The sequence below is a fragment of the Streptomyces chlorus genome (assembly GCF_042655885.1).
GTDB lineage: Bacteria > Actinomycetota > Actinomycetes > Streptomycetales > Streptomycetaceae > Streptomyces > Streptomyces chlorus.
The window spans coordinates 1-23,892 of record NZ_JBHSOA010000035.1 but is presented as its reverse complement, the minus strand read 5'-3'; the positions used below and the strand labels follow the sequence as shown (position 1 = coordinate 23,892).

Here is a 23,892-nt window from a genome sequence, read left to right as displayed (position 1 = left end):
GGTCAGCTTCCGGTGCCGGTCCTGCCCCAGTCGGGGCCTGCTTTGTCCCATGCCCGGTCCAGGACGGCGTACCGGTGCCGGACCATGCGCCGGACCATCAGCCGTCTTGCGCCCTCGGTCAGGGCCGCCGTCAGCAGGGCCGCGCCGAAGCCGGCGAGCACGGCGTGCGTCGTCGCCGTCGCGGTGTCCAGCGGGCGGGCCGTTATGCGGCCCCCGTCGTCGGTCCACAGGGGGAAACGCCCGCCCGGCCGCGGGTCCTTCAGGCGCACCAGGGCCGGGCGTTGGTGCCCGGTGCCGTCCGGGGCGGTCCAGCGGGCCATGACCCGGGTGCGCAGGACCTGGCCGGACGAACCCTCCGGGTCGAGGCCCGGAGGGGCGGGCTCGAGAACCCGCACCACCGTGGCCCGCACCTGGTGCCGTGCCTTGTGCTGCTCGCGCACGGAACGCTGAAGGGCGTCCTCGGTGGCGCCCCCGGCGAGGGCACCGACGAGCGGAGCGGCGACGAGAACGAGCAGCAGCGTCACGAGCGCCAGGAGTCCCTCGGCCAGGTCGGTCGGGCGGCACAGCGGATTGCGCCGCCAGCGCCAGAGCCCGCTGATCACCCGCACCGGCCGCACCCCCTCCCCCCATCCATGACAACCCCGCGGCGGAGCCGTTCACCCGAGGTTCTGCCGAAGAGAGAGGGACGTCACTCCCGAGGCCCTCTCCTCGACTTCTCAGAAAGGCCAACGGGCGGGCCCGGGACGCGGTTCCCGCACACGCTCAGGGAATCGGGCGGTGGCGGAGGAGGACTGACACGGCGTCCACCGGGCCAGGAGGTGCACGGAACCCGCCGGGCGAGGACCGCGGCCGGGTCCGTCCGGCGGGCGGGCCTGCACCGCATTCGTCAGGCGAGGACCGTGACCGGATCGCCGACCCGGACCGTACCGGGCGCGAGGGGCACCAGGTTCTGCCCGAACACCAGCCTGTCGCCGAACCTGCGGTGCCTGCCGAGCGAATGCAGTGGTTCCCGGCCGCGCTCGGCGGTGCGCTGGTCGGTGGTCGTCACCACACACCGGCCGCTGGGCTTGGCGACACGGAAGGCGACCTCGCCGACCGTGATGCGCGACCAGGTGTCCTCGGCCCAGGCGGTGGTGCCCCCGACGACCAGGTTCGGTCGGAAGCGGTTCATGGGCAGGGGCCCTTCGTCCGCGTGATCACCCCCGGCGACCAGGGCGTTGAGGGCGTCGAGGGACGCGGTCGTGGTGAGCAGCAGGGGATAGCCGTCGGCGAGGCTGACCGTCTCGCCCGGCAGCGCGAACTCGGGATCGACCGGCCGGCGCGCGGCGGGGTCGTCCAGGTGCACCAGACGTACGTCGGCGCCGAGGAAGGCGCTGCACCAGGTGTGCACGGCGTCGCCCTCGGCCGGCACCACGTCGATCTTGTCGCGGAAGATCTCCACCCGCTCGGTGCGGCCGCCCGGCGCGGGCACGGGCACGGTCACCGGGTCCCTGCCGGGCGCGGACAGCCGTAGACCGCCGCCGGGCAACAGCTCGGCAGCGGCCAGTGCGAGGCGCGGATGCCCGCGTTGTGTGACGACCCTCCCCCCGTCGTCGATCAGCATCCAGCGCCGGTCTCCGGTCGGTCCCCAGGGCTCCACGACGACCTCCCGGAGAGGCAGGCTCCGGAAGGCCTTGACCGGATGTACGTGAATCGAGTGCAGCAGCGCGTTCCCCATGGAGTCATCGTGCCAGCCGGCGACGACGGCTTCGGGGGTCGGCGGCCCGCGGGACGGCTCAGGGCCCGGGGCTCACTGCCTGGAACGGCTCAGTATTTGGTGAGTGCCGAGTACTGCTCAGTACCCGCGGTACTGCTGGTTGTTGTACGGGTCCTGGTACGGAGCAGGCGCCGGGCGCGGGGCCGCAGGGCGCATGGCCTCGTAGCCCGCACCGGGAGCGGCCGGACGCGGCTGCTGCGGCTGGGGCCCGGGGTAACCGCGCGGCGTGGTGGCCTGCTGCGGAATGTACGGCGCGTGCGCCTGTTGGAGCGGGGCCGGCTGCTGCGCCTGCGGATAACCGTAGGCGGGCTGGGAGGGGCCGGCCGGGAGCGCGGGCAACGCCGAGGGAAGCGCGGGCAGATGACTGCCCGGCGCGTCATAGACGGAGGGGACCCGGATCGGGGCGATCTGCGGGGTGCCCCGCTCGGCCACGAGGGAGTCGTAGATCGGGGTGTCCGGGAAGGAGGCGGAGTAGTAGCCGCCGCCATAAGTGGAGCGGGGGGAGGTCATGGCCATAAGTTAAGCCCACGATGTGCTGGTTGGGGAGACCGATAAGAGGGTTGTTTTCCGTGCCCGACGTGCCCTGGGATAGCTAATTCGGGCGAACTTGGATGAAACGGCTGTACGTCCGGATGGCTATCTGGTAAAAGCCGAGTTCCGGTGGGGTTACCCGGGGGAGATCGGCCTCTCCACGCATGCCCCATGGGAGTTCCCGCGTGCGGGTACTAGGTTGTGCGGACGGAACACGACGCATGCCGGGCACTGCCTGGCGGGGTGACACGTGATGGGGGCGGACATGTCAATGCCGAAGGGGTCGAACACGCCGGTGCCGACCACGGCACTCCGGGTGGAACTGGGGTGGCGCACCGGCCCCGGAGTACCCGACGCGGACGCCTCCGCGCTCCTGCTGGTCGGCGGCAAGGTCCGCTCCGACGCCGACTTCGTCTTCTACAACCAGCCCGCCCATTCCTCCGGAGCCGTCCGGCACGAGGGCAAGCGGAACGACGGCGGGCAGGTCACCGACACCGTCCTCGTCGACCTCGCGCGCGTGGAGCCCGGCATCGAGACGGTGATCCTCGCGGCCTCCTCCGACGGCGGCACCTTCGGCCGGATCCCGGATCTGTACATCGAGGTCAAGGACGCCGCGCAGGGCACCGTCGCGGCCCGCTTCGACAGCACGGGCGCGACCAGCGAGAGCGCCTTCGTACTCGGCGAGTTCTACCGCCGCCAGGGCGCCTGGAAGTTCCGCGCCGTCGGACAGGGCTACAGCAGCGGACTCGAGGGACTGGCCACCGACTACGGCATCACCGTGGACGAGCCTCAGCACGCCGCTCCCGCCTCCCCGGCGGCGGCTCCACCGGCCCCGGCGCCCCCGGTCGCCACGCCGCCGCCCCCGGCGGCCCGGCCGGCCGGGCCGCTCCCGTCGGCCGCGCCTCCCGCCGCGTCGCCGGTCCGGCTCACCAAGGTGACGCTCACCAAGGCCGCTCCCTCCGTCTCACTGGCCAAGCAGGGCGGAACCTCGGGCGCCCTCCGGGTGAACCTCAACTGGCAGGTGCGCAAACAGTTCTCCGGCTGGGCGGGCAAGCTGGGCCGCCCGGTCGCCACGCACTCCGACCTCGACCTCGACCTGTGCGCCCTGTTCGAACTCAGCGACGGCAGCAAGGGAGTCGTCCAGGCCCTCGGGAACGCGTACGGGTCACTGCAGCGGCCCCCCTTCATCCACCTCGACGGCGACGACCGCACCGGCGCCGTGGACTCCGGCGAGAACCTCACCGTCAGCCTCGACCACAAGCGGTACTTCCGCCGCATCCTCGTCTTCGTCACCATCTACGAGGGCGCCCGCTCCTTCGCCGACCTGCACGCCACGGTCACCCTCCAGCCGCAGCACGGCGCCCCGATCGACTTCTCGCTCGACGAGTGCACCGTTCCCTCGACGGTGTGCGCCCTCGCCCTCATCACCAACACCGGCGGCGACCTCGTCGTCCAGCGCGAGGCCCGCTACCTGGTGCCCGACCGGGGCGTCAGCCCGCAGCGCACCGTCGACCGCGCCTACGGCTGGGGCATGAACTGGACCCCTGGCCGCAAGTGATCCCGGCCACGAGCGGCTCCGGCGGCACGTGATCCCCGATCGCCACGACGCCTGACGGGCCGCCGGTTCAGCCCTCGTCGGGCACGGCGCCCGGACGCGTGTAGGTGCGGCCCTTCCAGGCCGCCCCCCGCCCCCGGTAGTGCTGCACCGCCGAGTCGACCGTCATCAGGAGGTACAGGAACGCGGTGAACGGCAGCAGGGGAGCGAGCCACAGCGGCTGCCGGTAGTAGCGCAGCATCGGGACGTACGTCCCCGTCATCACCAGCCAGGCCGCCGCACCGGCGGCCACGGCCGGCGTGTTCCCTGCCGCGAGTCCTGCGGCCACCGCCACCGGCGGCACCAGATACACCAGCGCGAGACCCGCGACCGTACCCGCCAGCAGCACCGGGCTGTGCCGCAGCTGCGCGTACGCGCAGCGCGACACCATGCGCCACAGGTCGGCCGGCCGCGGGTACGGGCGCACACTGTCCACCCCTTCCGCCAGCCCCAGCCAGACCCGTCCGCCGACGGCCTTGACCGCCCGCGCGAGCGCCACGTCGTCGATGACGGCCTGCCGGACGGCGTCCGGGATCCGCGCCCGCTCGGCCGCCTCCGCGCGCAGCAGCACACAGCCCCCGGCCGCCGCGGCCGTCCGCGATCCGTCCCGCCCGACCCGGCGGAACGGATACAACTGCGCGAAGAAGTACACGAACGCCGGTACGACCAGCCGCTCCCAGCCGCTCTCCACGCGCAGCCGCGCCATCTGCGAGACGACGTCGAACCCGCCGGTGCGGGCCGCCGCGACCAGCCGGCGCAGGCTGTCGGGCGCGTGCGCGATGTCGGCGTCCGTGAGCAGCAGATACTCGGGCGCACGCGCGCGTGCCAGGCCGATGCCGTGCCGCACGGCCCAGAGCTTGCCGGTCCAGCCGGCCGGCGGCTCGCCGGGCGAACCCACGGTCAGCGGCAGTCCGCCGTGCCGGTCCGCCAGCTCACGCGCGAGCCGCCCGGTGCCGTCCGTACTGCCGTCGTCGACGAGGAAGACCTCCGCCCGCCCGGGATAGTCCTGGGCGAGCAGCGACGGCAGGCTCACCGGCAGCACCGCCGCCTCGTCCCGCGCGGGAACGACCACGCACACCGACGGCCACGGCTCCGGCTCCCGCCGGGGCGGAAGCCGGACGTCCGTACGCCAGAAGAAGCCCTGGCCGAGCAGCAGCCACAGCCAGGCGGCGAGGGACACGACGGCGGTCCACACAAGGGCGCTCACGTGCGCATTCTGCCCCGGACGAGGGGCCGGACACGGCCCATCGACTATCGTGACCGGATGAAGATCGCGCTCATGGACTCCGGAATCGGCCTGCTGGCGGCCACCACAGCGGTACGGCGCCTCCGCCCCGACGCCGATCTCGTCCTCTCCCTCGACCCCGACGGCATGCCCTGGGGGCCCAGGACCCCGCAGGACCTCACCGCCCGAGCCCTCGCCGTCGCCGAGGCGGCCGCCGCGCGCCGGCCCGACGCCCTGATCGTCGGCTGCAACACCGCGACCGTGCACGCGCTCACCGCCCTGCGCGCCCGCCTCGAACCGGCCCTGCCCGTCATTGGCACTGTCCCGGCGATCAGGCCGGCGGCGGCCGGCGGCGGACCGCTGGCGATCTGGGCGACCCCGGCCACGACCGGCAGCCCGTACCAGCGGAACCTGATCCAGGACTTCGCCGGCGGCGTCGACGTCACCGAGGTGCCGTGCTGGGGGCTCGCGGAGGCCGTGGAACGCGCGGACGAGAGCGCGATCGCCGCTGCCGTCGACGCCGCCGCCGAACTCACCCCGGACGATGTAACGACCGTTGTCCTGGGCTGCACCCATTACGAACTGGTCGCCGAACGCATCCGGGCCGCCGTGCAGCGCCCCGGCCTGCCGCCGCTCGTCCTGCACGGCTCCGCCGGAGCGGTCGCCGCCCAGGCCATGCGCCGCCTCGGTGAGCAGCCCGCCCCCGAGGCCCCGGCGACCGGCACCCTCACCGTGCTGCTGAGCGGCCGCGAAGGCGCGCTCCCCCTGCGCGCCCTCACCTATGCGGAAGGCCGGCTTCTCCAACAGGTCACCCCCGCGGTGTGAGCCACCGGCCACCCGCGCCCCGGCCCTTCGTCCGCACCACGGCCCTTCGCACCCGGTCGGCGCAGTGGCGCCGGGCTCCGCGGTACCCGCGGAGCGAAACGTGGGTAATCTCGACGGTATGAGGGACCACCCCCGCGGCGCCCCCGCCCCGTACCCCTACGTCTGGACCGGTCGCGCGACCAACCGGATGCAGTGGCTGCTGGCGCTGATCGGTGCCGCCTGTTTGGCGCTCGGCATCGTGCTGGCCGTCGACTCGGCCTGGTCGAGCGGCGTCGCGCCGCTGGCCATGGCCGTCGTCGGGTGCATCGCCGCCGGGCTGCTGGTCCTGTTCGGCACCCTCGCCTTCGTGCACGTCGCGCTGCGTGTCGACGAGGACCACCTGGAAGTGCGCTGCGGCCACATAGGAGTGCCGCGCCGCCGCATCCCGCTGTCGCACGTCGCCGGAGCCGAGTTCGTCCCGTACGTCACCCCGCGGCACTGGGGCGGCTGGGGCTACCGCTGGAGGCCCGAGAAGGGCACCGCGGTCGTCGTGCGCCGGGGCGAGGGCATCGCCCTGAGCCTGTGGGACGGACACACCTTCACGATCACCGTGGACGACGCGGAGGCGGCGGTGACCGTCATCCGCGGCCGTCTTCACCCGCACCGGCCGGACCCGGCAGACTGAGCCGCCGCGCCGGAGGCGGGTCACGGTGTGGGCCGGGTCCCGCGTACGGGAGTGTCCGTCCGCTCACCTCCGGTGCGCCGGGTCCCGCGGACGGGCCGCCGCCGTGATCAGCGATCAGGCCGCGCACGCCCCGAACACCACGACGCCCGCCGTGTCCAGACCGCTCCGTCTTTCGCCGTCCGCATCCGGACCGGCGGAAACCATCCCCGTGGAACCCACCCCGCACCCCGCACCGCGTCGCCCCCGACGGTGACGGGCCCCGGCCGCCGACACCGCGACGGGCCGGCACGGCAGAGGCACCGGCACACGGTAACGGCTGGTGGGCGGTTTGGGGATGTGCGGGGACGTGTTGTGACGAGCCGCGCTCGGGGACACCGCCTCCGCCTGCGGCCCGTCCCCGTACGGCCGGTCGCCCGCGCGGCCGGCACGGTCGGTGCCCAGGTCGGCCGCCGTAGACTCGCGGAGTGACCGTCACCGCAACCTCCGTCGGCGAGTTGGATCCGATGCCCCCGCAGGCCGCGCCCAGCGCGTGGCGCCGGTGGCTCGTGCGCCTCGTTCCGGCCGCAGCGGCAGCACTCTCCGGGCTGCTCCTCTACGTCAGCTTCCCGCCGCGCACTCTGTGGTGGCTGGCGCTGCCCGCCTTCGCCGTCTTCGGCCTGCTGCTGCGCGGGCGGAGCTGGAAGGCGGGGCTCGGCCTCGGCTATCTCTTCGGGTTGGGCTTCCTGCTGCCGCTGCTGGTGTGGACCGGTGTGGAGGTCGGCCCCGGTCCGTGGATCGCCCTCGCCGCGATCGAGGCGGTCTTCGTCGCGCTGGTCGGCGCGGGTGTCGCCGCGGTCTCGAAGCTGCCCGGGTGGCCGGTGTGGGCCGCCGCGCTCTGGACCGCGGGGGAGGCGGCCCGCGCGCGCGTGCCGTTCAGCGGTTTCCCCTGGGGCAAGATCGCGTTCGGGCAGGCGGACGGCGTGTTCCTGCCGCTTGCCGCGCTGGGCGGCACCCCCGTGCTCGGCTTCGCGGTCGTCCTGTGCGGCTTCGGCCTGTACGAGATCGCGCGCGTGTCCCTGGACGCCCGCCGTACCGGGACCGTGCGGCGCGGCGCGGCGGCCGTCGGCGCGCTGAGCGTGGCGCTGCCCCTCGTGGCCGCGGTCGCCGCCCGGCCACTGGTGAGCGACACGGCCGAGGAGGGCACGGTGACCGTCGCGGTCGTCCAGGGCAACGTGCCGCGTCTGGGGCTCGACTTCAACTCCCAGCGGCGTGCCGTCCTCGACCACCACGCGCGCGAGACGGAGCGCTTGGCCGCCGCCGTCGACGCGGGCAGGGCCGAGCGGCCCGACATCGTGCTGTGGCCGGAGAACTCCTCCGACATCGACCCCTTCGCCAACGCCGACGCGCGTGCCGTCATCGACCGCGCGGCCCAGGCGATCGGGGCCCCGGTCTCGGTCGGCGCCGTGGTGGGCAAGGACGGCAAACTGCTCAACGAGCAGGTCCTCTGGGACCCGGTGAAGGGCCCCGTCGACACCTACGACAAGCGGCAGATCCAGCCCTTCGGCGAGTACCTTCCGCTGCGCCCCCTGGTCGGGGCGATCAACGACGAGTGGACGTCGATGGTCCGCCAGGACTTCAGCCGGGGCACCGAACCGGGCGTGTTCACCATGGCCGGCACCGGGGTGGGACTCGTCACCTGCTACGAGGCGGCCTTCGACTGGGCGGTGCGCGACACGGTCACCGGCGGCGCCCAGCTGATCTCCGTACCCAGCAACAACGCGACCTTCGGCCGCAGCGAGATGACCCACCAGCAGCTCGCCATGTCCAGGGTCCGCGCCGTCGAGCACAGCCGCACCGTCACCGTCCCGGTGACCAGCGGTGTCAGCGCGATCATCATGCCGGACGGGAGGGTCAGCCAGAAGACCGGCATGTTCGTCGCCGACTCCCTGGTGCAGGAGGTGCCGCTGCGCTCCTTCCAGACCCCTGCCACCCGCCTCGGCGTTCTCCCCGAGATCGCCCTCGTCCTGGTCGCCGCGGGCGGCCTGGGGCGGGCCGTCGGCGCCGGTGTGCGCGGGCGGGCGCGCCGGTGACGCGCGGGCGTACGGAGTACGCACACCCCCTGAAGAGGCGTGGAGCGGCCCGACCTGCCCGTTAGGGTCGGGGCATGGCTACTCCTGATTTCATCAGCACCCTGCGCGCCTCCGCCGGTCACCAGTTGCTCTGGCTCCCCGGGGTCACCGCCCTCGTCTTCGACGACGAGGGCAGAGTGCTGCTGAACCGCCGGTCCGACACCCGTAAGTGGTCGGTGCTCGGCGGCATCCCCGACCCGGGGGAGCAGCCCGCGGCCTGCGCGGTGCGCGAGGTCGAGGAGGAGACCTCGGTGCGCTGCGTCGTCGAGCGGGTCGTGCTGGTCCAGGCGCTGAACCCGGTGACGTACGGCAACGGCGATATCTGCCAGTACATGGACATCACCTTCCGCTGCCGTGCTGTCGGCGGTGAGGCCCGGGTCAACGACGACGAATCGCTGGACGTCGCCTGGTTCGCCGTGGACGCGCTGCCGGAGCTGAACGAGTTCGGGCGCTTCCGCATCAAGCAAGCCATGACGGACGTACCCACATGGTTCGACCCCACTACTTCTGGCTGAACTGTGGGGCGCAACCACATGGGGTGGGGTAGGGGCGCTGCCTAGGGTCGGGACATGACCGCGCCCCACGCCCTCTCCACCCCCGTGGCCCCCTGCTCGACCTCGGTGGCCGTACCGCCTTCGTCACCGGTGCAGCCGGCGGCATCGGCCGCGCCTGCGCGCTGCGGCTCGCGGCCGCCGGCGCCAAGGTGAGAGCCGTCGACCGGGATGCCGTCGGCCTGGAGGCGCTGGCCGAGCAGGCCCAAGGCCTCGACGGCAGTATCGAGCCGCACGTACTCGACCTCATGGACCTGGACGCCGCCGAACTCGCCGCCGCGGGCACGGACGTGCTGGTCAACAACGCCGGGCTGCAACTGGTCCGCCCGATAGAGGACTTCCCGCCCGCCGTCTTCCACACGGTGCTCACCGTGATGCTCGAGGCACCGTTCCGGTTCATCCGCGGCGCCCTGCCCCATATGTACGGACAGGGATGGGGTCGCATGTACGGACAGGGATGGGGTCGCATCGTCAATGTTTCCTCGGTCCATGGGCTGCGCGCCTCGGGCTATAAGTCCGCCTATGTGTCCGCCAAACATGCTCTCGAGGGATTGTCCAAGACCGCTGCTCTCGAAGGCGCACCCCACCGGTGTCACCTCGAACTGTGTGAACCCCGCCTATGTGCGCACCCCACTGGTCGAGAAGCAGATCGCCGACCAGGCACGGGCGCACGGCGTCCCCGAGGAGGAGGTCGTGTCCACCGTCATGCTGCAGGACAGCGCGGTCAAGCGGCTCATCGAACCGGAGGAGGTCGCCGAGGCGGTGGCGTACCTGTGCGCCCCGCAGGCGTCCTTCGTCACCGGAACGTCGTTCGTACTGGACGGTGGCTGGACCGCGCACTGAGCCACGACCGACCGGTGACGAGAGTGAAGGGAGAGCCGACGTCGGCCGTGGCGCCCACCGCCGACGCCCTCACCCAGGAACCCACGCCGGATGACCCGGTGCCCGCTCGGCCATGTTGTCCACAGGTCCACGGCCCCCCGCCCGCCGATTTGTCCACAGGCCTGACGGGGCGGCCGTGGGATAAGGAATCCTGTGACCATGTCCCGCGATCACGTGCAGTCCGCCGAGCGCCCGGCCCCCGGTGCCGGAGTGCCGGGCGGGGCGCGCCCCGACGACCGTCCCGCACACGAGCCACACGACCGTCCCGCACAGGGCAGTGCCGAGACGCCGTTCCTGGAGCTCCTGGCCCGGGACGCGTCCGCCGAGGCCTATGAGCAGCCGGTGCTCCTGGCCCGTGCCGAGGGACTGCCCACCGAGCGGATCACCGCCCTCGAACAGGCCCGGAGGCTCGCCCTGCGCGTCCGCTCCGACCTGGAGGGGCGGCGCCGCCGGGAGGCCGAGCTGTCCGCGCTCTTCGAGACCGCCCACGACCTCGCCGGCCTGCGGGACCTGGACGCCGTGCTCCAGGCGATCGTGCAGCGCGCCCGCTCACTGCTCGGCACCGACGTCGCCTACCTCAGCCTGAACGACCCGGCCCGGGGCGACACCTACATGCGGGTCACCGAGGGCTCGGTCGCGGCCCGCTTCCAGCAGCTGCGCCTCGGCATGGGGGAGGGGCTCGGCGGCCTGGTCGCCCAGACCGCCCGACCCTATGTCACCGACGACTACTTCCGTGACGACCGCTTCGACCACACCCTCACCATCGACACCGGCGTCCGGGACGAGGGCCTCGTGGCCATCCTGGGGGTGCCTCTCATGCTCGGGCACACCGTTATCGGCGTGCTGTTCGCCGCGGACCGGCGGGCCCGGGTCTTCGAGCGGGAACAGATCGCCCTGCTCGGCTCCTTCGCCGCACTCGCCGCGGCCGCCCTCGACACCGCGAACCTGCTCGCCGAGACCCGCTCGGCCCTCGCCGGCCTGGAGCGCGCCAACGAGATCATCCAGGACCGCAGCGGAGTCATCGAACGCGCCTCCGACATCCACGACCGGCTCGCCGAACTCGTCCTGCGCGGTGGCGGGGTCCACGACGTGGCCGCTGCCGTCTCCGAGGTCCTGGACGGCACGGTCGAGTTCACCGAAGCCGCCACCGCACCCGCCCGGGCCCTCGAGGCGTCCCGCGAGGAAGCACACGCGGTGCGCCACGGTCGCGACTGGGTCGCGGCCGTGGCCGCGGGCGACGAACTCCTCGGAGCCCTTGTACTGCGCGGCCACCCAGGCCTGGACCCCGTCGACCAGCGCACTCTGGAACGCGCGGCCATGGTCACCTCGCTCCTGCTGCTCGCCCGCCGCTCCGCCGCCGAGGCCGAGCAGCGCGTCCGGGGCGAGCTGCTCGACGACCTGCTCGACGCCCGCGACCGCGATCCGCGCCTGCTGCGCGAGCGCGCGGCCCGGCTGCACGCCGACCTCGACGCGACCCACGCCGTACTCTCCGCCCGCCTCGAGGGCTCCGCCGCCGACGCCGACGAGGAAGCGGATGCCCGCCGGCGTCTGTGGGCCGCGGCGTCGCACCTCGCGGCGACCCACCAAGGTCTCGCCGCCGCACGCGACGGCGGCACCGTTCTGCTGCTACCCCTCGGCCACGGCGACACCGCCACCGACCTGGCCCGCCGCACCGCCCGCCAGCTCGGCACGGCCGTCCACGAGCCGGTCACCGTCGGAGCCTCCGCCCCGGTCGAGCACCTCACCGCCCGCCCCGACACCGTGGCGGCGGCCTATGCGGAGGCCCGGCGCTGCCTCGACGCCCTGCGCGTGCTCGGCCGGTCCGGCGACGGTGCCGCCGCCGAGGACTTCGGCTTCCTGGGGCTGCTCCTGGCCGGGGAGGGGGACATCGCGGGTTTCGTCGACCGCACCATCGGCCCGGTCGTCGCGTACGACCAGCGGCGCGGCACCGACCTGCTGCGCACCCTCGACACGTACTTCGCCTGCGGCATGAGCCCCGCGCGCACCAAGGACGACCTGCACGTGCACGTGAACACGGTGGCCCAGCGCCTGGACCGCGTCGGCCGCCTCCTCGGCGACGACTGGCAGAGCCCGTCCCGCGCCCTGGAGATCCAACTCGCCCTGCGCCTGTACCGGTTCTCGGCACCGGCACCGGCGTCGGCACGGGAGTAGGTACCCGTACCGGCCTGGGTAGCAGCACCGGCTCCGGCTCCGCCACCGGTCGGTCGTGCCGGGACTCGGGTTCGGTGATCACCGGGCATTCCGCCCGGTGCAGGAGGCCGTGCGCCACCGATCCCAGCCTCATGCCGGAGTATCCCCCGCGCCCGTGTCCGCGCCGAACAGCAGCGGCACCCGGCCTTGCGTCCCGGCCGGCAGCGCCCGACAGCCGGGGCGCGGCGGCGCGCAGGCCCGGTCGGCCGACATCGTGGCGGAGCGCCGGCTCGCGCCGAAGAACCGCAGCCGGAGGTTCTCCGGGGACAGCTCCTCGTACAACCTCTGCAACTGTCCGTGATCTCGCGGCGGCACGGGGCGGAGGGACACAGTCGTGCCGTCCGAGAGCAGGGCGTGAACCATGGGTCGACTGCGTCCGTGGTCAGTCATCGCGGGCCTCCTGGAAACCTCTCCGGACTTGAGCATCCAGCCGCCCAAGGCCCCGCCCCAGGGGCTGGTCGGGGTGCGCCGTAGGGGCCGGTCGGCCTCGGCGAACCGTGGATACCTCGAGTCCGGTGGATCAGTCCTCCGGCAGTAGCAGCGTGCAGGTCTCTCCTGGCGCGACGGTGACGGCCCGGTCGGTCAGGACGACACGGATCGGTGCCTCCTCCGAGCCGGGCACACCGATCCGCAACTTTCCGGGGCGCAGCCGTACGCCGACACCCCAGTGGCCCCGGTAACGCAGTGAGAATCCGTACTCGGACAGGGCTGGAAGCGGCACCGGGTCCAGCCGCAGGGCGTCCTCCCTGGTCTCCAGGCCGGTCAGGCCGCGCTGCACCAGATCCAGGCTCCCCGCCATGGCGCCAAGGTGGATGCCCTCGCCGGTCGTGCCGCCCTGGAGGTCGGCGACATCCTGTTCCAGGGCTTCCTGGCAGTACGTCCATGCCTCGGCCCGGCTGACCCGTGCGAGGACCCATGCGTGGACGAGACTGCTCAGGGTGGAGCCATGACTGGTGCGCTTCAGGTAGTAGTCGACGGTCCTGCGCCAGATCTCGTCTTCCACGTCATAGCCGAGGCGGCGGAACAGGTCCCGGAGCTCGGCGGGCGAGAAGAGATAGCCGAGCATCAGGACATCGGCCTGTTTGGAGGCTTGGTAGCGGTTGACGGTGTCACCTTCGGCCTCGAGGATCCGGTCCAGCCGCCGGATACTGTCGTAACGTGCGCGGTAGCCGTCCCAGTCCAGGTCGGCGAGGTCGCCGTAGCCGTCGAACTGGCTGATGACCCCGTGGTGGAAGGGAACCAGCAGCCGCCGGGAGATGTCCTCCCACTTCGGGAGTTCGCCGCTGTCCAGCTCGATGCGCTCGAGCACCTCCTGCCGACGCCATACAGGAATTCTCCGCACCAGTTCCAGGGCGCGGCTGAGGACCCAGGCGGCGGTGACGTTGGTGTACGCGTTGTCGTCGATGCCGGGGCGGGCGGCGTCCGGATAGCTGTCGTGGTACTCGTCGGGACCGACCACGCCGCGGATGCGGTAGCGGCCGATGTCCGGGGCGAAGTCCGCGGTGTCCGCCCAGAAGCGGGCGATCTGCAGCAGCATCTCCGCGCCCTTGGTGTGCAGGTACTCGGTGTCGCCGGTCGCTTCGCAGTACTGCCACACGTTGTAGGCGATCGCCGAGCCGACGTGGTGCTGGAGCCGGGAGTTGTCGGGCAGCCAGCGCCCCGAACGGGGGTTGAGATGCAGTTGCTGGGTCTCCTCACGCCCGTCGCTGCCGCTCTGCCACGGGTACATCGCCCCCGCCCGGCCCACCTCGCCGGCCGCGCGGCATGCCTGGGGCAGGCGCCGGTGCCGGTAATTCAACAGGGCTCGAGACACTTCTGGAAAGTGCAAGTTCAGGAAAGGCAGCACGAACAGCTCGTCCCAGAAGACATGACCCCGGTACGCCTCGCCGTGCAGACCCCGGGCCGGCACTCCCACGTCCAGCTCCGCAGTGTGCGGGGAAAGTGTCTGCAGCACGTGGAACAGATGCAGCCGCAGCACGCGGCCCGCCTCACCGGGCACCTGGATGTCCGCGCGCCGCCACAACCGCGCCCACGCGGCGACATGGGAGTTCACGAGCGCAGTGAAGTCCCCAGCCGTAGTCACCCGGTCGACGGCATCCCCGTACGGGTCGTTGATCGCCAGGTCACGAGAGGTGTGCAGGGCAACGATCTTCTCCACGACGGCAGGCTGCCCCGGGGCGACCGGTATCAGTAGCCGGTGTACCGCACGGTGGCGGGACAGACGAACCTCCGACGACTCGGGCGGCGGCCCAATGACGACCGTGCGGGCCGCCATACCGATGCCGACGTCGGAGGCGCTGGTGCGGCACCGCAACCACGTCGTGTCGGCTCCGACAGCACCGGCCCGTACGTGGGCCAGATGGTGCCGGTTGAGGGACCGGTAGCGGTGCACGTTGCTGTTCATGACGCCGCCGTCGAGGACGGACTCGACCTCTATCTGTCCCGACCGCTCCTCGGCCGTGAAAACGGTCCGCAGCGTGGCCAGGTGAGGATCCGCCATGTGCACCAGGCGGATCTGCTGCACGCCCAGCACACCTGCCTCGGCGTCCCGGTAACGGAACGTGCGCGTCAGCGTGGCACGGCGCAGGTCCAAGGTGTGCCGGTAGTCGAATGGCTGTCCCCCGTCAGGAGAGAACCAGGGGCCCGCCGATTCGTCCGCCGAGCGGAAACGGAACCGCAGGAGCAGCCAGTTCGGAAGATTCACCAGGTCCTCGTTCACCACCTGCCGTCCCGCCACGGTCGACTGCAGGCGGTTGTACACTCCCGCCGCGTAGGTGGCCGGGTAGTGCACCAGGCCCGCCCTGCACTCGGGCACGGCACCGCGGGTGGCGAAGTAGCCGTTGCCGAGCGTGCACAGCGATTCACGCAACCGTTCGGCAGCGGGGTCGTATCCCTCGTACTCCCAGGTCCATTCCGACATCCGTCGCACTCATCCTCTCCTCGGGAGACGCTCTCCTCGACGAGCCGTGCAGGAGCGCGGCCCGAGGACCGGAGTTCAGACCCGTTGAGGGACGACGGCGACCGGGCACTCGGCGTGATGCAGCAGGGTGTGGACGACCCTGCCGAGTTGCAGACCGAAATGGCCGTGCCGCCTCAGCTCACCCACGACGATCAGGTCGGCGTCGGCCGATGCGTCCAGAAGGACTGTGTGAGCGGAGCCTTCGACCGTTTGCCGATGTACGTCGACCTGCGGGTGCTCCCGTACGGGGTTGCGGAGTGCGTCGGTGAGAAGGGTGGAGGCTCGTTCCTCATGGACACCGGCGGCGTCTTCCCCGACCGGAGAGTGGTCCACGTGCTTGTGGGCGGGACGGCGCCAGGCCCGTACGGCATGTAGCTCGCAGCCGCGTGCTTCCGCCTCCTGAAAGGCAAATCCTACGGCGGCCGGGCTCACGGTGGATTCGCCGACGCCGACCACGACCCGGCCGAGGGAGCCCTGGCGATTCCGCTTCCCGCCACGGACCACGACGACCGGGCAGACCGCACGGGCGGCAACCGCGAGACTCACCGATCCCAGCAGCATCCCGGCGACCTCTCCGCGGCCTCGGGAGCCTGTGACAAGGGCAAAGGATTCAGGCCCCGCGTGCAGCAGCACGGACACGGGGTCCTCGGGCAGCACCTCGCTGGAGACCTTCAGCTCCGGATGGCGCAGCCGGACGCGTTCCGCGCACGAGGCGACGATGTTCTCCGCCATGATCTCCCCGGACGGGAAGTCGGTGCTGAAGGAGGGAAGGCGCCGCTCGTACCGCTCCCACAGGAAGCCGTGGACCAGCCGCACCGGCAGCCCGTGGTGCGCCGCCTCGTCCGCTGCCCAGTCCACCGCCTCCAGACTGGAATCCGACCCGTCGACGCCCACGACCAGCGGGAGCTCCATCGTCCCCACCGCCTTTCTGCCCAGTCACCGTGAGAATCCCCTGTCAATACCGTCGCACCGCCCTCGGCCCACCGCGACACATGCTCCGGCTCCCGGAGCGCCTCCGCCCGGGTTGCGCCACGCCGGTTTGCGGCGATCGTGGAGTCATGCGGCCGCCAGGAGGACACCGCTGGATCAGCCCCCGCAGTCATGGCTCGGCCGCGTGCCGAGACGTCCGTGGCCGGACAGGAGGAGCCCGGCTCCACTTCGAGGTCGCGGAGAAGGGACGGCCATCATGGTTGTGCGGACCGGCGTCTTCGGTGCCATGACCAAGGAGCATCGCGAGCAGTTCATCTCGCTCGCTCGTGAGGTGTCGTTCGCGGAGGGCGAGCGCATCCTCGACGAGGGCGGCAAGGCGGACCGCTTCTGGATCATCCGCACGGGCACGGTGACTCTCGGCCTCCACGTGCCGGGCCGGCGGGCAGCCCGGTGTGTGCCCACGAGTTCGACGCGGCGACGGTTCGTGAGATGTGCGCGAAGGACCCGAGGCGGGCTCACGAGCTGTGCGCTCATGTCTCCGGCGTGCTCACGCGCCGGCTCCGGGTCCGCCCGGGTGCGACTGTTCGACCTGCGCGCGCCCTACGGTGCGGACGAGGTTCCCTGAATGAGACGAGGTGCTTCGAAGTGCCGCAGACTCCGCACATCGTGAGCGATGTGATGTCCCAGACGGTCGTGGCTGTCGGACGCGACGCGCCCTTCAAAGAGATCGTCCGGACCATGGAACAGTGGAAAGTCAGTGCCCTGCCCGTCCTCGAGGGCGAAGGCCGCGTGATCGGTGTCGTCTCCGAAGCCGACCTGCTGACCAAGGAGGAGTTCCGTGACAGCGACTCGAGCCTCTTCGAGCAACGCCGGAGTCTGTCCGACGTCGCCAAGGCCGGAGCGGCGAAGGCGGAGGAGCTCATGAGCACCCCGGCCATCACGGTCCACCCCGACGTCACCCTGGCCCAGGCAGCCAGGATCATGGCCGTCCGGCGCGTCAAGCGTCTGCCCGTGGTCGACGACGTCGGCATGCTCCAGGGCATCGTCAGCCGTGCCGATCTGCTGAAGGTGTTCCTGCGGTCCGACGAGGACATCGAGGAGGAGGTTCGCCGCACCGTGGTGTCCTGCCTCTTCCCGGCCTTCAGTCACGCCGTCCATGTGAACGTGCACGAGGGAGTCGTCACCCTCCGCGGGCACATCCGCGACACCTCGCTCATCTCGGTCGCCGTGCGCCTGGTGCGTGCCGTGGAGGGCGTCGTGGACGTCGAGCCCCGACTCGCCGGTGAGTCCGCCACTCCGGCCGGACCGGGGGCCGGGCCGGCATCGGAATGAGGCACCGTGCGGTCGAGCACAGCACGTACCGGGCACGCGAGTCCGACAGGCATTCCTCACGCGACCGAAGTAATGCGGCGCCCGGTGATACGCGTGGGCTCGATCGACACCCACATCTCGCGTTCGCCCCCCGGCCACGGCTTGGTGTGGGCCCGGCCGGCCAGCCTCCGCACAGTGTCGGGCTCGGTGACCACCCGCGCATGTCCGGCGACGAGCACGCTCCAGCCCTGGCTCATGGCCTCATCCACATGGTCGACCTCGAAGGCGACCTGTGATCCCACGGCCGCCGCTGGGGTGGACTCCGGCGCGGTGCGGAACGCGATCTCACCGTCGATGACGTCGTAGTTGACCGGAACCACCGCCGGGCCGTCAGGCGTCGACACCGCGACGCGTCCCACGCCGTGTGTGGAGATCAGGGCGCGGCATTCCTCGGGGTCCAGGTCTCGCAGCTGAGGATGCAGGAGTGCCCGGCCCTGGCCGGGAGGCAGATCGATGCCACCCCCGAGCAGGGCGGTGACGCCGGTTCCCAGCGCGTCGGCCAGACCGATGAGACTCGCCATGGTCGGGTCGGCCGGCTGTTCTTCGAGGTACGTCAGGTACTCCGGCGTCATTCCGGCGCGGTGGGCCGTCTCCGCCCGGGTCAGTCCCTGGCGTACGCGCTCGGCAGCTACGCGTCGGCCGACGTCCCCCGGATTGGAGGGCCTGCCGGGCGGAATCCTGCCCGACTCGGCGTCCTCCTGCCGACTTCCCCCGTCCGTGCTCGGTCGGGACGACTCTGACGTTCTACCGCGACGCCTGTGCTCGATGTGACGGATGTGTGCGTCGGGCCCGGGAAAGACGAGGGTCACCTCGTCCGTGTCCGACCAGCGCACATCGTAGGGAGGGGATCCGTCCGCGTGGTGGAGTCCAACAATCTCGCCGTCACGCTTGGTGACACCGGTGGCATGGCTTTCGACAACGAGTTGATCGCCGAGTTGAGCTCGCATGATCGCCGCCGTTTCCTGAAAATGCTGTTGTACCCAACGTGCCACGCACGGGGTGCCACCGCATGGGATGAGAAACCCGGATCCGGGGAGCACGACAGCCGGTTCGGGGCTGAACCCTCGCGTGCATGGCTCCCGACCCGCTCAGCACCCGACCATGGCCGACCACCGGCCTGTCCCCACCCGGACGGAGAAGCGACATGCACCATCGCACGGTCGCAGAACTCATGACCCGTAACGTCGTGCGAGCACAGCGCGACATGCCCTTCAAGGAGATCGTCAAGCTGCTCGCGGAGAACGATGTCACCGCCGTGCCCGTGGTCGACGCACTGGACCGCCCCATCGGTGTGGTGTCCGAAGCCGACCTGCTGCGCAAGTCCACGGCTCAGGCCGACCCGGCCGGCCGGACACCGGTTCCTCATCTGGAGGCGTGGGAGCGGGCAAAGGCCGAAGGCGCCCGGGCCGAGGAGCTGATGTCGGCCCCCGCCGTGTGCGCGCGCCCGGAGTGGACCGTGGTCGAGGTGGCTCGCCTCATGGAAGTGCAGAATGTCAAGCGACTGCCGGTGGTGGACGAGACGGACCGGCTTCAGGGCATCGTCAGCCGCGGTGACCTGCTAAGGGTCTTCCTGCGCTCCGACGACGCCATCCGCGACGAGATCACCAAAGACGTGCTGCGGGAGACACTCGGCCCCGCAGCCTCGGGGGTCACGGTCCACGTACGCGAGGGGCTGATCACGCTCGGTGGCTCCGTCGAAGTTGAGAACCTGATCCCGGTGATCGAGCGGCTGTGCCGGAGTGTTGACGGCGTGGTCTCGGTCTCCGAACACATCGCGCACGGAGGAGACGACTCCCGAAAATCTCCCGACGGCACATGACCCTTGTCCGCGTTCTACGGCATCCTCCGTGTTTCCGGCCCGGCATCGGCCGGGCTCCCTCCGGGCGAGCACTCCGCCCTGCCGCAGCCGTGCCCAGGTCGTCGAGGTCGCGCTCGGCGATGTCCACCAGCCGGCGGCCGAGGTCGTGCATGGCCCTGCCCGCCGCCAGTTCGTCACCGGCCTTCGGAACGACCGTGTCGGCGGGGTTCGGGTGCGCGGCCCCGCGCCCGGTGAACTCTGTAGTGCCGGTGTTCAACACCACGCGTGCTTTGGTCGTTTCCTCCTCCTCGAAGAGGTGGAGGCGGACCTTCCGTTCCACGGTGTGCGGCATCTTTTTCCTCCTCGTCCCGGCATGGATTGCTGTGATCCGGACGCGCTCTGTTCACGGGCCGGCAGGTTCCGCAGCTGAGGCCAGAACCTCGTCTTCGATACGGCGGCGGATTTCGCCAGTGAGTGCGGCCAGTCGCCCGGAGGTCATCGTCCGTAGGGCAAGGGGTTTCCGGATCGGACGTGCTGCCGACGGAAGCCCGGCCAGGTCAGTGGCGAACCTGAAGGGCGCGTGCCCGTAGCGCCGGGGCTCCGAAATCTCCGCTGTCCAGCCGTAGCGCCGAGCCGATCGCAAGACCCAGGTCCCGCAGCACGCGGGCCGCGACACGGCCCCCTTGTCGGTGTCATAGGTGTCCACCAGAAACGTCACGGGGCGCCGGGGTGGGCCCGGGCGAAGGCGCGGAACGCCTCCTCTTCCTCCGTCCCGAACGCTCGATGTACGGGTGGGCCATCGTGCCGGCGGCCGGCAGCCCTTCGTTGGTGGCTGCGGCAACACCGATGCCTTCGCCTCGGTGTTGCACCGGCGGCATGGGCGGCCACAGCCGGGCCACCGAGCCGAGGAGCAGTCCAGCGAGATCTCCGAGGCTTCTGGACCCAGGCGCCGGCGCGAGGGCGTGGCGCCCTTTGCCGACCAGGACAGATGCCGCGTCCTTGTTCAGCACCTCACTCGACAGCCATACCGGAGGAGCACACTCTCTGGCTTGCCCCGAGGCGGCGGCGACCGGATCGGACATCTCGTGGTCCGCTGCGGTTGTGGGCGAAAGATGGAGCGACGCCGTGCCGGAGCGCCTCGTCCGCAACCCGGTCCACCGCTTCGAGGCTCGCCTCGGGACCGTCGATGCCAACCACCGGAGGAACCGCCATCGCTTTCGCCTCCCTCTCATGCCGGACTTCATGCCCGTCCGTTCGCCACCGTTGCGCGGACCACATGCGCTACGAGGAGATCTGGGGTACTCCTCGACGGAGAAGCGTCGTGCTCAACACATCGACCAGACGCTCATGCGGCGCACGGAGCACACCCCAGGACCGACCTGCACGGCCCCGCCGCTCGGGGCGCCGGCAGCCTGACAGCAGCCCCACACCGTTCTTCCCGCTTCGTACGAGACGGAGGCAGTCGCCATGGAACGAGTCGTCACCGTGGGCCTCGACGGCTCACCCGAGAGCCTTGCCGCCGCCCATTGGGCCGCCGACGAAGCCGAGCGGCGCACTCTCACGCTGCGCCTGCTGCACGCATGGCCCCTGCTGGCGCCGGAACCGACTCGCATCCCTTCGGAAATCGATCAGAACTACTGGGCGAAGCGGCTCGTGCACGACGCCAAGGCGGAACTCCATACGCATCACCCGGGCCTCACCGTCATCGGCAGCCTGGTTGCCGACGACGCGTCGGACGCGCTGCTCCGGGCGGCGTCGGAGTCCGAGATGCTCGTGCTCGGCTCGCGCGGCCTGACTCCTGTGGAGAGCTACTTCCTCGGCGACATCAGTATGACCGTCGTGGCACGCGCCGAGCGGCCCGTGGTCCTCGTACGTGCTGACGAGCGTGCAGAAGAGCCCTCGACGTTCGAGTCAGGTGCGGCAGGCGGGGTGGTGGTGGTGGGGCTGAAGCTGCACGGGGCGTGCGACGACCTGCTCGAATTCGCCTTCACCACCGCCGCGGTGCGGGGCGTGCCCCTCCGCGCCGTCCATGGCCGCAGCATCCCGATCCACGCGTACGCCCCTTGGGGCGTGGACCACACCGTGACCCAAAAGGAAAGGCAGGACGCGCAGAAGCACCTGAGTCAGACCCTCCGCCCTTGGCGCGAGAAGTTCCCGGGCGTGACCGTGACGGACACCATTCGTCTCGACAGCCCCGCCAGGGCCGTCGTAGCAGCGGCCAAGGGCGCCGAACTTCTGATCGTCGGCCGGCGCAGTCACCCTGTCCCGGTGCCACGCTTGGGCCCTGTAGTCCAGGCAGCCGCTCACCACGCGCGCTGCCCTGTCGCCGTCATCCCCCATGACTGAGCCGAGCTCGGGCAGCAAGCCGGTAGTGCCGGAGCGGCGGGCCGACATGTCAGAACTCCGGCCCGGTGCCGCTCGTGGGACTGCGCCGCTTTCGCGTGCGGAGGTGCTCGAGACCCACACAGCGGTGGTGATGTTCGTCGGGGACCGCGCCTACAAGGTGAAGAAGCCGGTCGACCTGGCGTTCCTGGACTACACCACGGTGGCCGCCCGGAGGGCCGCGTGTGAGCGGGAAGTCGTCCTCAACCGCCGCTTCGCCCCTGACGTCTACCTCGGCGTCGGCGAATTCCACAGTCCGGACACGGACACGCCCGAGCCCGTCGTGGTGATGCGCCGCATGCCCTCCGAGCGTCGCCTCTCCCGACTCGTACGGGGAGGCGTGGTCGTGGACGACGCCCTTCGGGCCATCGCCCGGCTGCTCGCAACCCACCACGCGAACGTACCCCGCAGCCGGGAGGTGGACGAGCAGGGGACGCGCGAAGCGCTGTCGTCGCGCTGGGAAGCGAGCTTCGCCCAGGTCCGTGCCCTGTCCGACGACGGCACCGCCCCCGATGGGGTGGAGGAGATCGAGCGCTTGGTACGCCGCTATCTCGTCGGCCGCGAGCCCTTGTTCGACAGGAGGATCGAACAAGGGCGGGTGGTCGACGGCCACGGAGACCTGCTCGCCGAGGACATCTTCTGCCTCGACGACGGCCCGCGCGTCCTGGACTGCATCGAGTTCGCCGACCCTCTTCGTTACGTCGACGGCCTCGACGACGCCGCATTCCTCGCCATGGACCTGGAACAGCTCGGCGCCCCGGAGGCCGCAGCGTTCTTCCTCGCCGCGTACGGCGAGTACTCCGGCGACCCGGCACCGCCTTCCCTTCGCCACCACTACGTCGCGTACCGCGCCTTCGTCCGTGCCAAGGTCTCCCTGATCCAGGCACGCCAGGGCACGCCCGACGCGGAACCGGCAGCACGCCGGCTGATCACTGCTGCCCTGCGCCACCTGCGCGTCTCGGCTGTCGGCCTGACACTCGTCGGTGGTCTCCCGGGCAGTGGGAAGTCGACGCTCTCCGGCGCGCTGGCCGACCGGCTGGGCGTCACCCTGCTCAGCAGCGACCGTCTCCGCAAGGAACTGGCGGGTATCCCGGTCGAGCAGTCGGCGACCGCAGGCTACGGCGAAGGCCTGTACTCACCCGAGTGGACCGACAAGACATACGCGGCCTTGCTCAACCGTGCGTCGGCCCTGCTGTCCCGCGGCGAGTCCGTCGTCCTCGATGCCACATGGGTCGATGCGGGGCAGCGCCAAGCCGCCCTGCAGATGGCGGAACGCACCCACGCCGATGTGGTGGCCCTGCACTGCCAGGCTCCGGACGAGGTGACCACAAGCCGCCTCACCAGCCGCGCACCCGGGGCGTCCGATGCCGGTCCCGACGTGGCCACCGTCATGGCGGCCGTGGAACCGCCGTGGTGGGAAGCCGTCAAGGTCGACACGAGCGGCCCCCTGGAGACCGCTGTGGTCCAGGCACTGGCAGCGATTCGCCCCCACGTCGACTGCCGGGCCCCGGTCTTCCGTCGCCCTTGCACGGAGCCGGACTGAGGGCTCGCAGAGAATCAACCTGTTGCTTCCCGTGATTCAGCTCGTTGGTGTGGTGTGGTGTGCAGTGTGGTGTGCGCGTTTCCGAGTCGATCCGGCAGGGCCACGCACCGTATGTCCGTCACGGCCTCAAGCGAGGAGGCCGCCGTGGGTGAACCGGGACTCCTGACCCTGGCGGGCCGTGGCTGCTTGCTTCCTCACCCCCTTCCCGCTGCTCGCGCAGCACTGAAGCCACCTCCCGATGGACCGCCCAGGACCGCCTGGGAACGCGGCTGCGCCCAGCCGACGGCGCCTCGGCCAGGGTGTACTGGGAGAACCGCCTCGGCAGTGGCTGGGCGAAGGGTCCTGCAGCGGGCCGGGCGAGATGGCTGTACCGCACAGGTCCGCCATTGCGGCCCAGCCGCACACAAAGTCCGCCAGTCCCAGTTGCCCGGACGTGCTGCGAGAGCGACGGTGGAGGGGAGGCAGCCGGGGGAGTCAGGGAGTGGGTGATCATGCGAGCACTCGTCTACCACGGCCCCGGACAGATCGCCTGGGACACGGTCATGGATCCGGTGATCGAGGA

General features: G+C 71.3%; 19 protein-coding genes and 2 pseudogenes. 12 read left to right on the top strand and 9 right to left on the bottom strand.

What is annotated here, in order from left to right; all coding sequences use genetic code 11:
- Positions 1-2: 2 nt before the first annotated feature.
- The 3 genes from ACFPZI_RS16665 to ACFPZI_RS16655 all read right to left on the bottom strand — a co-directional run bounded on the left by ACFPZI_RS16665 (position 3) and on the right by ACFPZI_RS16655 (position 2,266).
- Positions 3-608: an Rv1733c family protein gene (locus ACFPZI_RS16665; RefSeq protein WP_381363777.1), complete on the bottom strand. Its 606-nt coding sequence runs from the start codon at positions 606-608 to the stop codon at positions 3-5.
- Positions 609-886: 278 nt separating this feature from the next.
- Entirely contained in the window at positions 887-1,717 is an 831-nt protein-coding gene (locus ACFPZI_RS16660) for an MOSC domain-containing protein (RefSeq protein WP_381363775.1), read from the bottom strand.
- A 117-nt stretch (positions 1,718-1,834) separates the two neighbouring features.
- Positions 1,835-2,266: a DUF6643 family protein gene (locus tag ACFPZI_RS16655; protein WP_381363773.1), complete on the bottom strand. Its 432-nt coding sequence runs from the start codon at positions 2,264-2,266 to the stop codon at positions 1,835-1,837.
- A 292-nt stretch (positions 2,267-2,558) separates the two neighbouring features.
- Between ACFPZI_RS16655 and ACFPZI_RS16650 the strand changes: the two genes are divergently transcribed.
- The gene (locus tag ACFPZI_RS16650) at positions 2,559-3,845 is read left to right on the top strand and encodes a TerD family protein (RefSeq protein ID WP_381364089.1); all 1,287 of its coding nucleotides are present in this window, start codon (positions 2,559-2,561) and stop codon (positions 3,843-3,845) included.
- Positions 3,846-3,912: 67 nt separating this feature from the next.
- On the opposite strand, the gene ACFPZI_RS16645 is transcribed toward ACFPZI_RS16650, so the two are convergent.
- Entirely contained in the window at positions 3,913-5,088 is a 1,176-nt protein-coding gene (locus ACFPZI_RS16645) for a glycosyltransferase (RefSeq protein WP_381363771.1), read from the bottom strand.
- A gap of 57 nt (positions 5,089-5,145) precedes the next feature.
- Between ACFPZI_RS16645 and ACFPZI_RS16640 the strand changes: the two genes are divergently transcribed.
- From ACFPZI_RS16640 to ACFPZI_RS16615, 6 genes and pseudogenes are all read left to right on the top strand, one after another.
- Positions 5,146-5,931 carry a glutamate racemase gene (locus ACFPZI_RS16640; RefSeq protein ID WP_381363769.1) on the top strand — a complete coding sequence of 262 codons (786 nt, stop codon included), beginning with the start codon at positions 5,146-5,148 and terminating at the stop codon, positions 5,929-5,931.
- Between the two features lie 118 nt (positions 5,932-6,049).
- Positions 6,050-6,595 (top strand): YdbT family protein, encoded by a 546-nt coding sequence (locus ACFPZI_RS16635; RefSeq protein ID WP_381363767.1) that lies wholly within the window; start codon positions 6,050-6,052, stop codon positions 6,593-6,595.
- 464 nt (positions 6,596-7,059) lie between these two features.
- Positions 7,060-8,664: an apolipoprotein N-acyltransferase gene (lnt, locus tag ACFPZI_RS16630; protein ID WP_381363766.1), complete on the top strand. Its 1,605-nt coding sequence runs from the start codon at positions 7,060-7,062 to the stop codon at positions 8,662-8,664.
- Positions 8,665-8,738: 74 nt separating this feature from the next.
- A complete protein-coding gene (locus tag ACFPZI_RS16625) occupies positions 8,739-9,218 on the top strand; it encodes an NUDIX hydrolase (RefSeq protein WP_381363764.1) in 480 nt (159 codons plus the stop codon).
- Between the two features lie 54 nt (positions 9,219-9,272).
- Positions 9,273-10,097 (top strand): annotated as a pseudogene (locus ACFPZI_RS16620) (3-hydroxybutyrate dehydrogenase).
- Positions 10,098-10,295: 198 nt separating this feature from the next.
- The gene (locus ACFPZI_RS16615) at positions 10,296-12,308 is read left to right on the top strand and encodes a helix-turn-helix domain-containing protein (RefSeq protein ID WP_381363762.1); all 2,013 of its coding nucleotides are present in this window, start codon (positions 10,296-10,298) and stop codon (positions 12,306-12,308) included.
- Positions 12,309-12,437: 129 nt separating this feature from the next.
- On the opposite strand, the gene ACFPZI_RS16610 is transcribed toward ACFPZI_RS16615, so the two are convergent.
- The 3 genes from ACFPZI_RS16610 to ACFPZI_RS16600 form a co-directional block, all read right to left on the bottom strand.
- The gene (locus ACFPZI_RS16610; RefSeq protein WP_381363760.1) at positions 12,438-12,737 is read right to left on the bottom strand and encodes a hypothetical protein; all 300 of its coding nucleotides are present in this window, start codon (positions 12,735-12,737) and stop codon (positions 12,438-12,440) included.
- Between the two features lie 130 nt (positions 12,738-12,867).
- Entirely contained in the window at positions 12,868-15,267 is a 2,400-nt protein-coding gene (locus ACFPZI_RS16605) for a glycoside hydrolase family 65 protein (protein ID WP_381363758.1), read from the bottom strand.
- A gap of 75 nt (positions 15,268-15,342) precedes the next feature.
- Positions 15,343-16,218: a universal stress protein gene (locus ACFPZI_RS16600; RefSeq protein ID WP_381363756.1), complete on the bottom strand. Its 876-nt coding sequence runs from the start codon at positions 16,216-16,218 to the stop codon at positions 15,343-15,345.
- Positions 16,219-16,492: 274 nt separating this feature from the next.
- On the opposite strand from ACFPZI_RS16600, the gene ACFPZI_RS16595 reads away from it, so the two are divergent.
- Both ACFPZI_RS16595 and ACFPZI_RS16590 read left to right on the top strand, forming a co-directional pair.
- On the top strand, positions 16,493-16,861 hold the full coding sequence (locus tag ACFPZI_RS16595; RefSeq protein ID WP_381363754.1) for a cyclic nucleotide-binding domain-containing protein: 369 nt from the start codon (positions 16,493-16,495) through the stop codon (positions 16,859-16,861).
- A 20-nt stretch (positions 16,862-16,881) separates the two neighbouring features.
- Positions 16,882-17,568: a CBS domain-containing protein gene (locus ACFPZI_RS16590; protein WP_381363752.1), complete on the top strand. Its 687-nt coding sequence runs from the start codon at positions 16,882-16,884 to the stop codon at positions 17,566-17,568.
- Positions 17,569-17,624: 56 nt separating this feature from the next.
- Here the strand turns inward: ACFPZI_RS16590 and ACFPZI_RS16585 are convergent, their stop codons facing one another.
- The gene (locus ACFPZI_RS16585; protein WP_381363750.1) at positions 17,625-18,554 is read right to left on the bottom strand and encodes a pyridoxamine 5'-phosphate oxidase family protein; all 930 of its coding nucleotides are present in this window, start codon (positions 18,552-18,554) and stop codon (positions 17,625-17,627) included.
- 197 nt (positions 18,555-18,751) lie between these two features.
- Here ACFPZI_RS16585 and ACFPZI_RS16580 point away from each other — a divergent pair, with 197 nt between their 5' ends.
- Positions 18,752-19,426: a CBS domain-containing protein gene (locus ACFPZI_RS16580; RefSeq protein WP_381363748.1), complete on the top strand. Its 675-nt coding sequence runs from the start codon at positions 18,752-18,754 to the stop codon at positions 19,424-19,426.
- Between the two features lie 43 nt (positions 19,427-19,469).
- Here the strand turns inward: ACFPZI_RS16580 and ACFPZI_RS16575 are convergent.
- Positions 19,470-19,757, bottom strand: a pseudogene (locus tag ACFPZI_RS16575) (dsRBD fold-containing protein); the annotation flags it as partial.
- Positions 19,758-20,872: 1,115 nt separating this feature from the next.
- Between ACFPZI_RS16575 and ACFPZI_RS16570 the strand changes: the two are divergent.
- Together ACFPZI_RS16570 and ACFPZI_RS16565 are read left to right on the top strand one after the other, a co-directional pair.
- On the top strand, positions 20,873-21,751 hold the full coding sequence (locus ACFPZI_RS16570; RefSeq protein WP_381363747.1) for a universal stress protein: 879 nt from the start codon (positions 20,873-20,875) through the stop codon (positions 21,749-21,751).
- 103 nt (positions 21,752-21,854) lie between these two features.
- A complete protein-coding gene (locus ACFPZI_RS16565) occupies positions 21,855-23,330 on the top strand; it encodes a bifunctional aminoglycoside phosphotransferase/ATP-binding protein (RefSeq protein WP_381363746.1) in 1,476 nt (491 codons plus the stop codon).
- Positions 23,331-23,892: the final 562 nt, after the last annotated feature.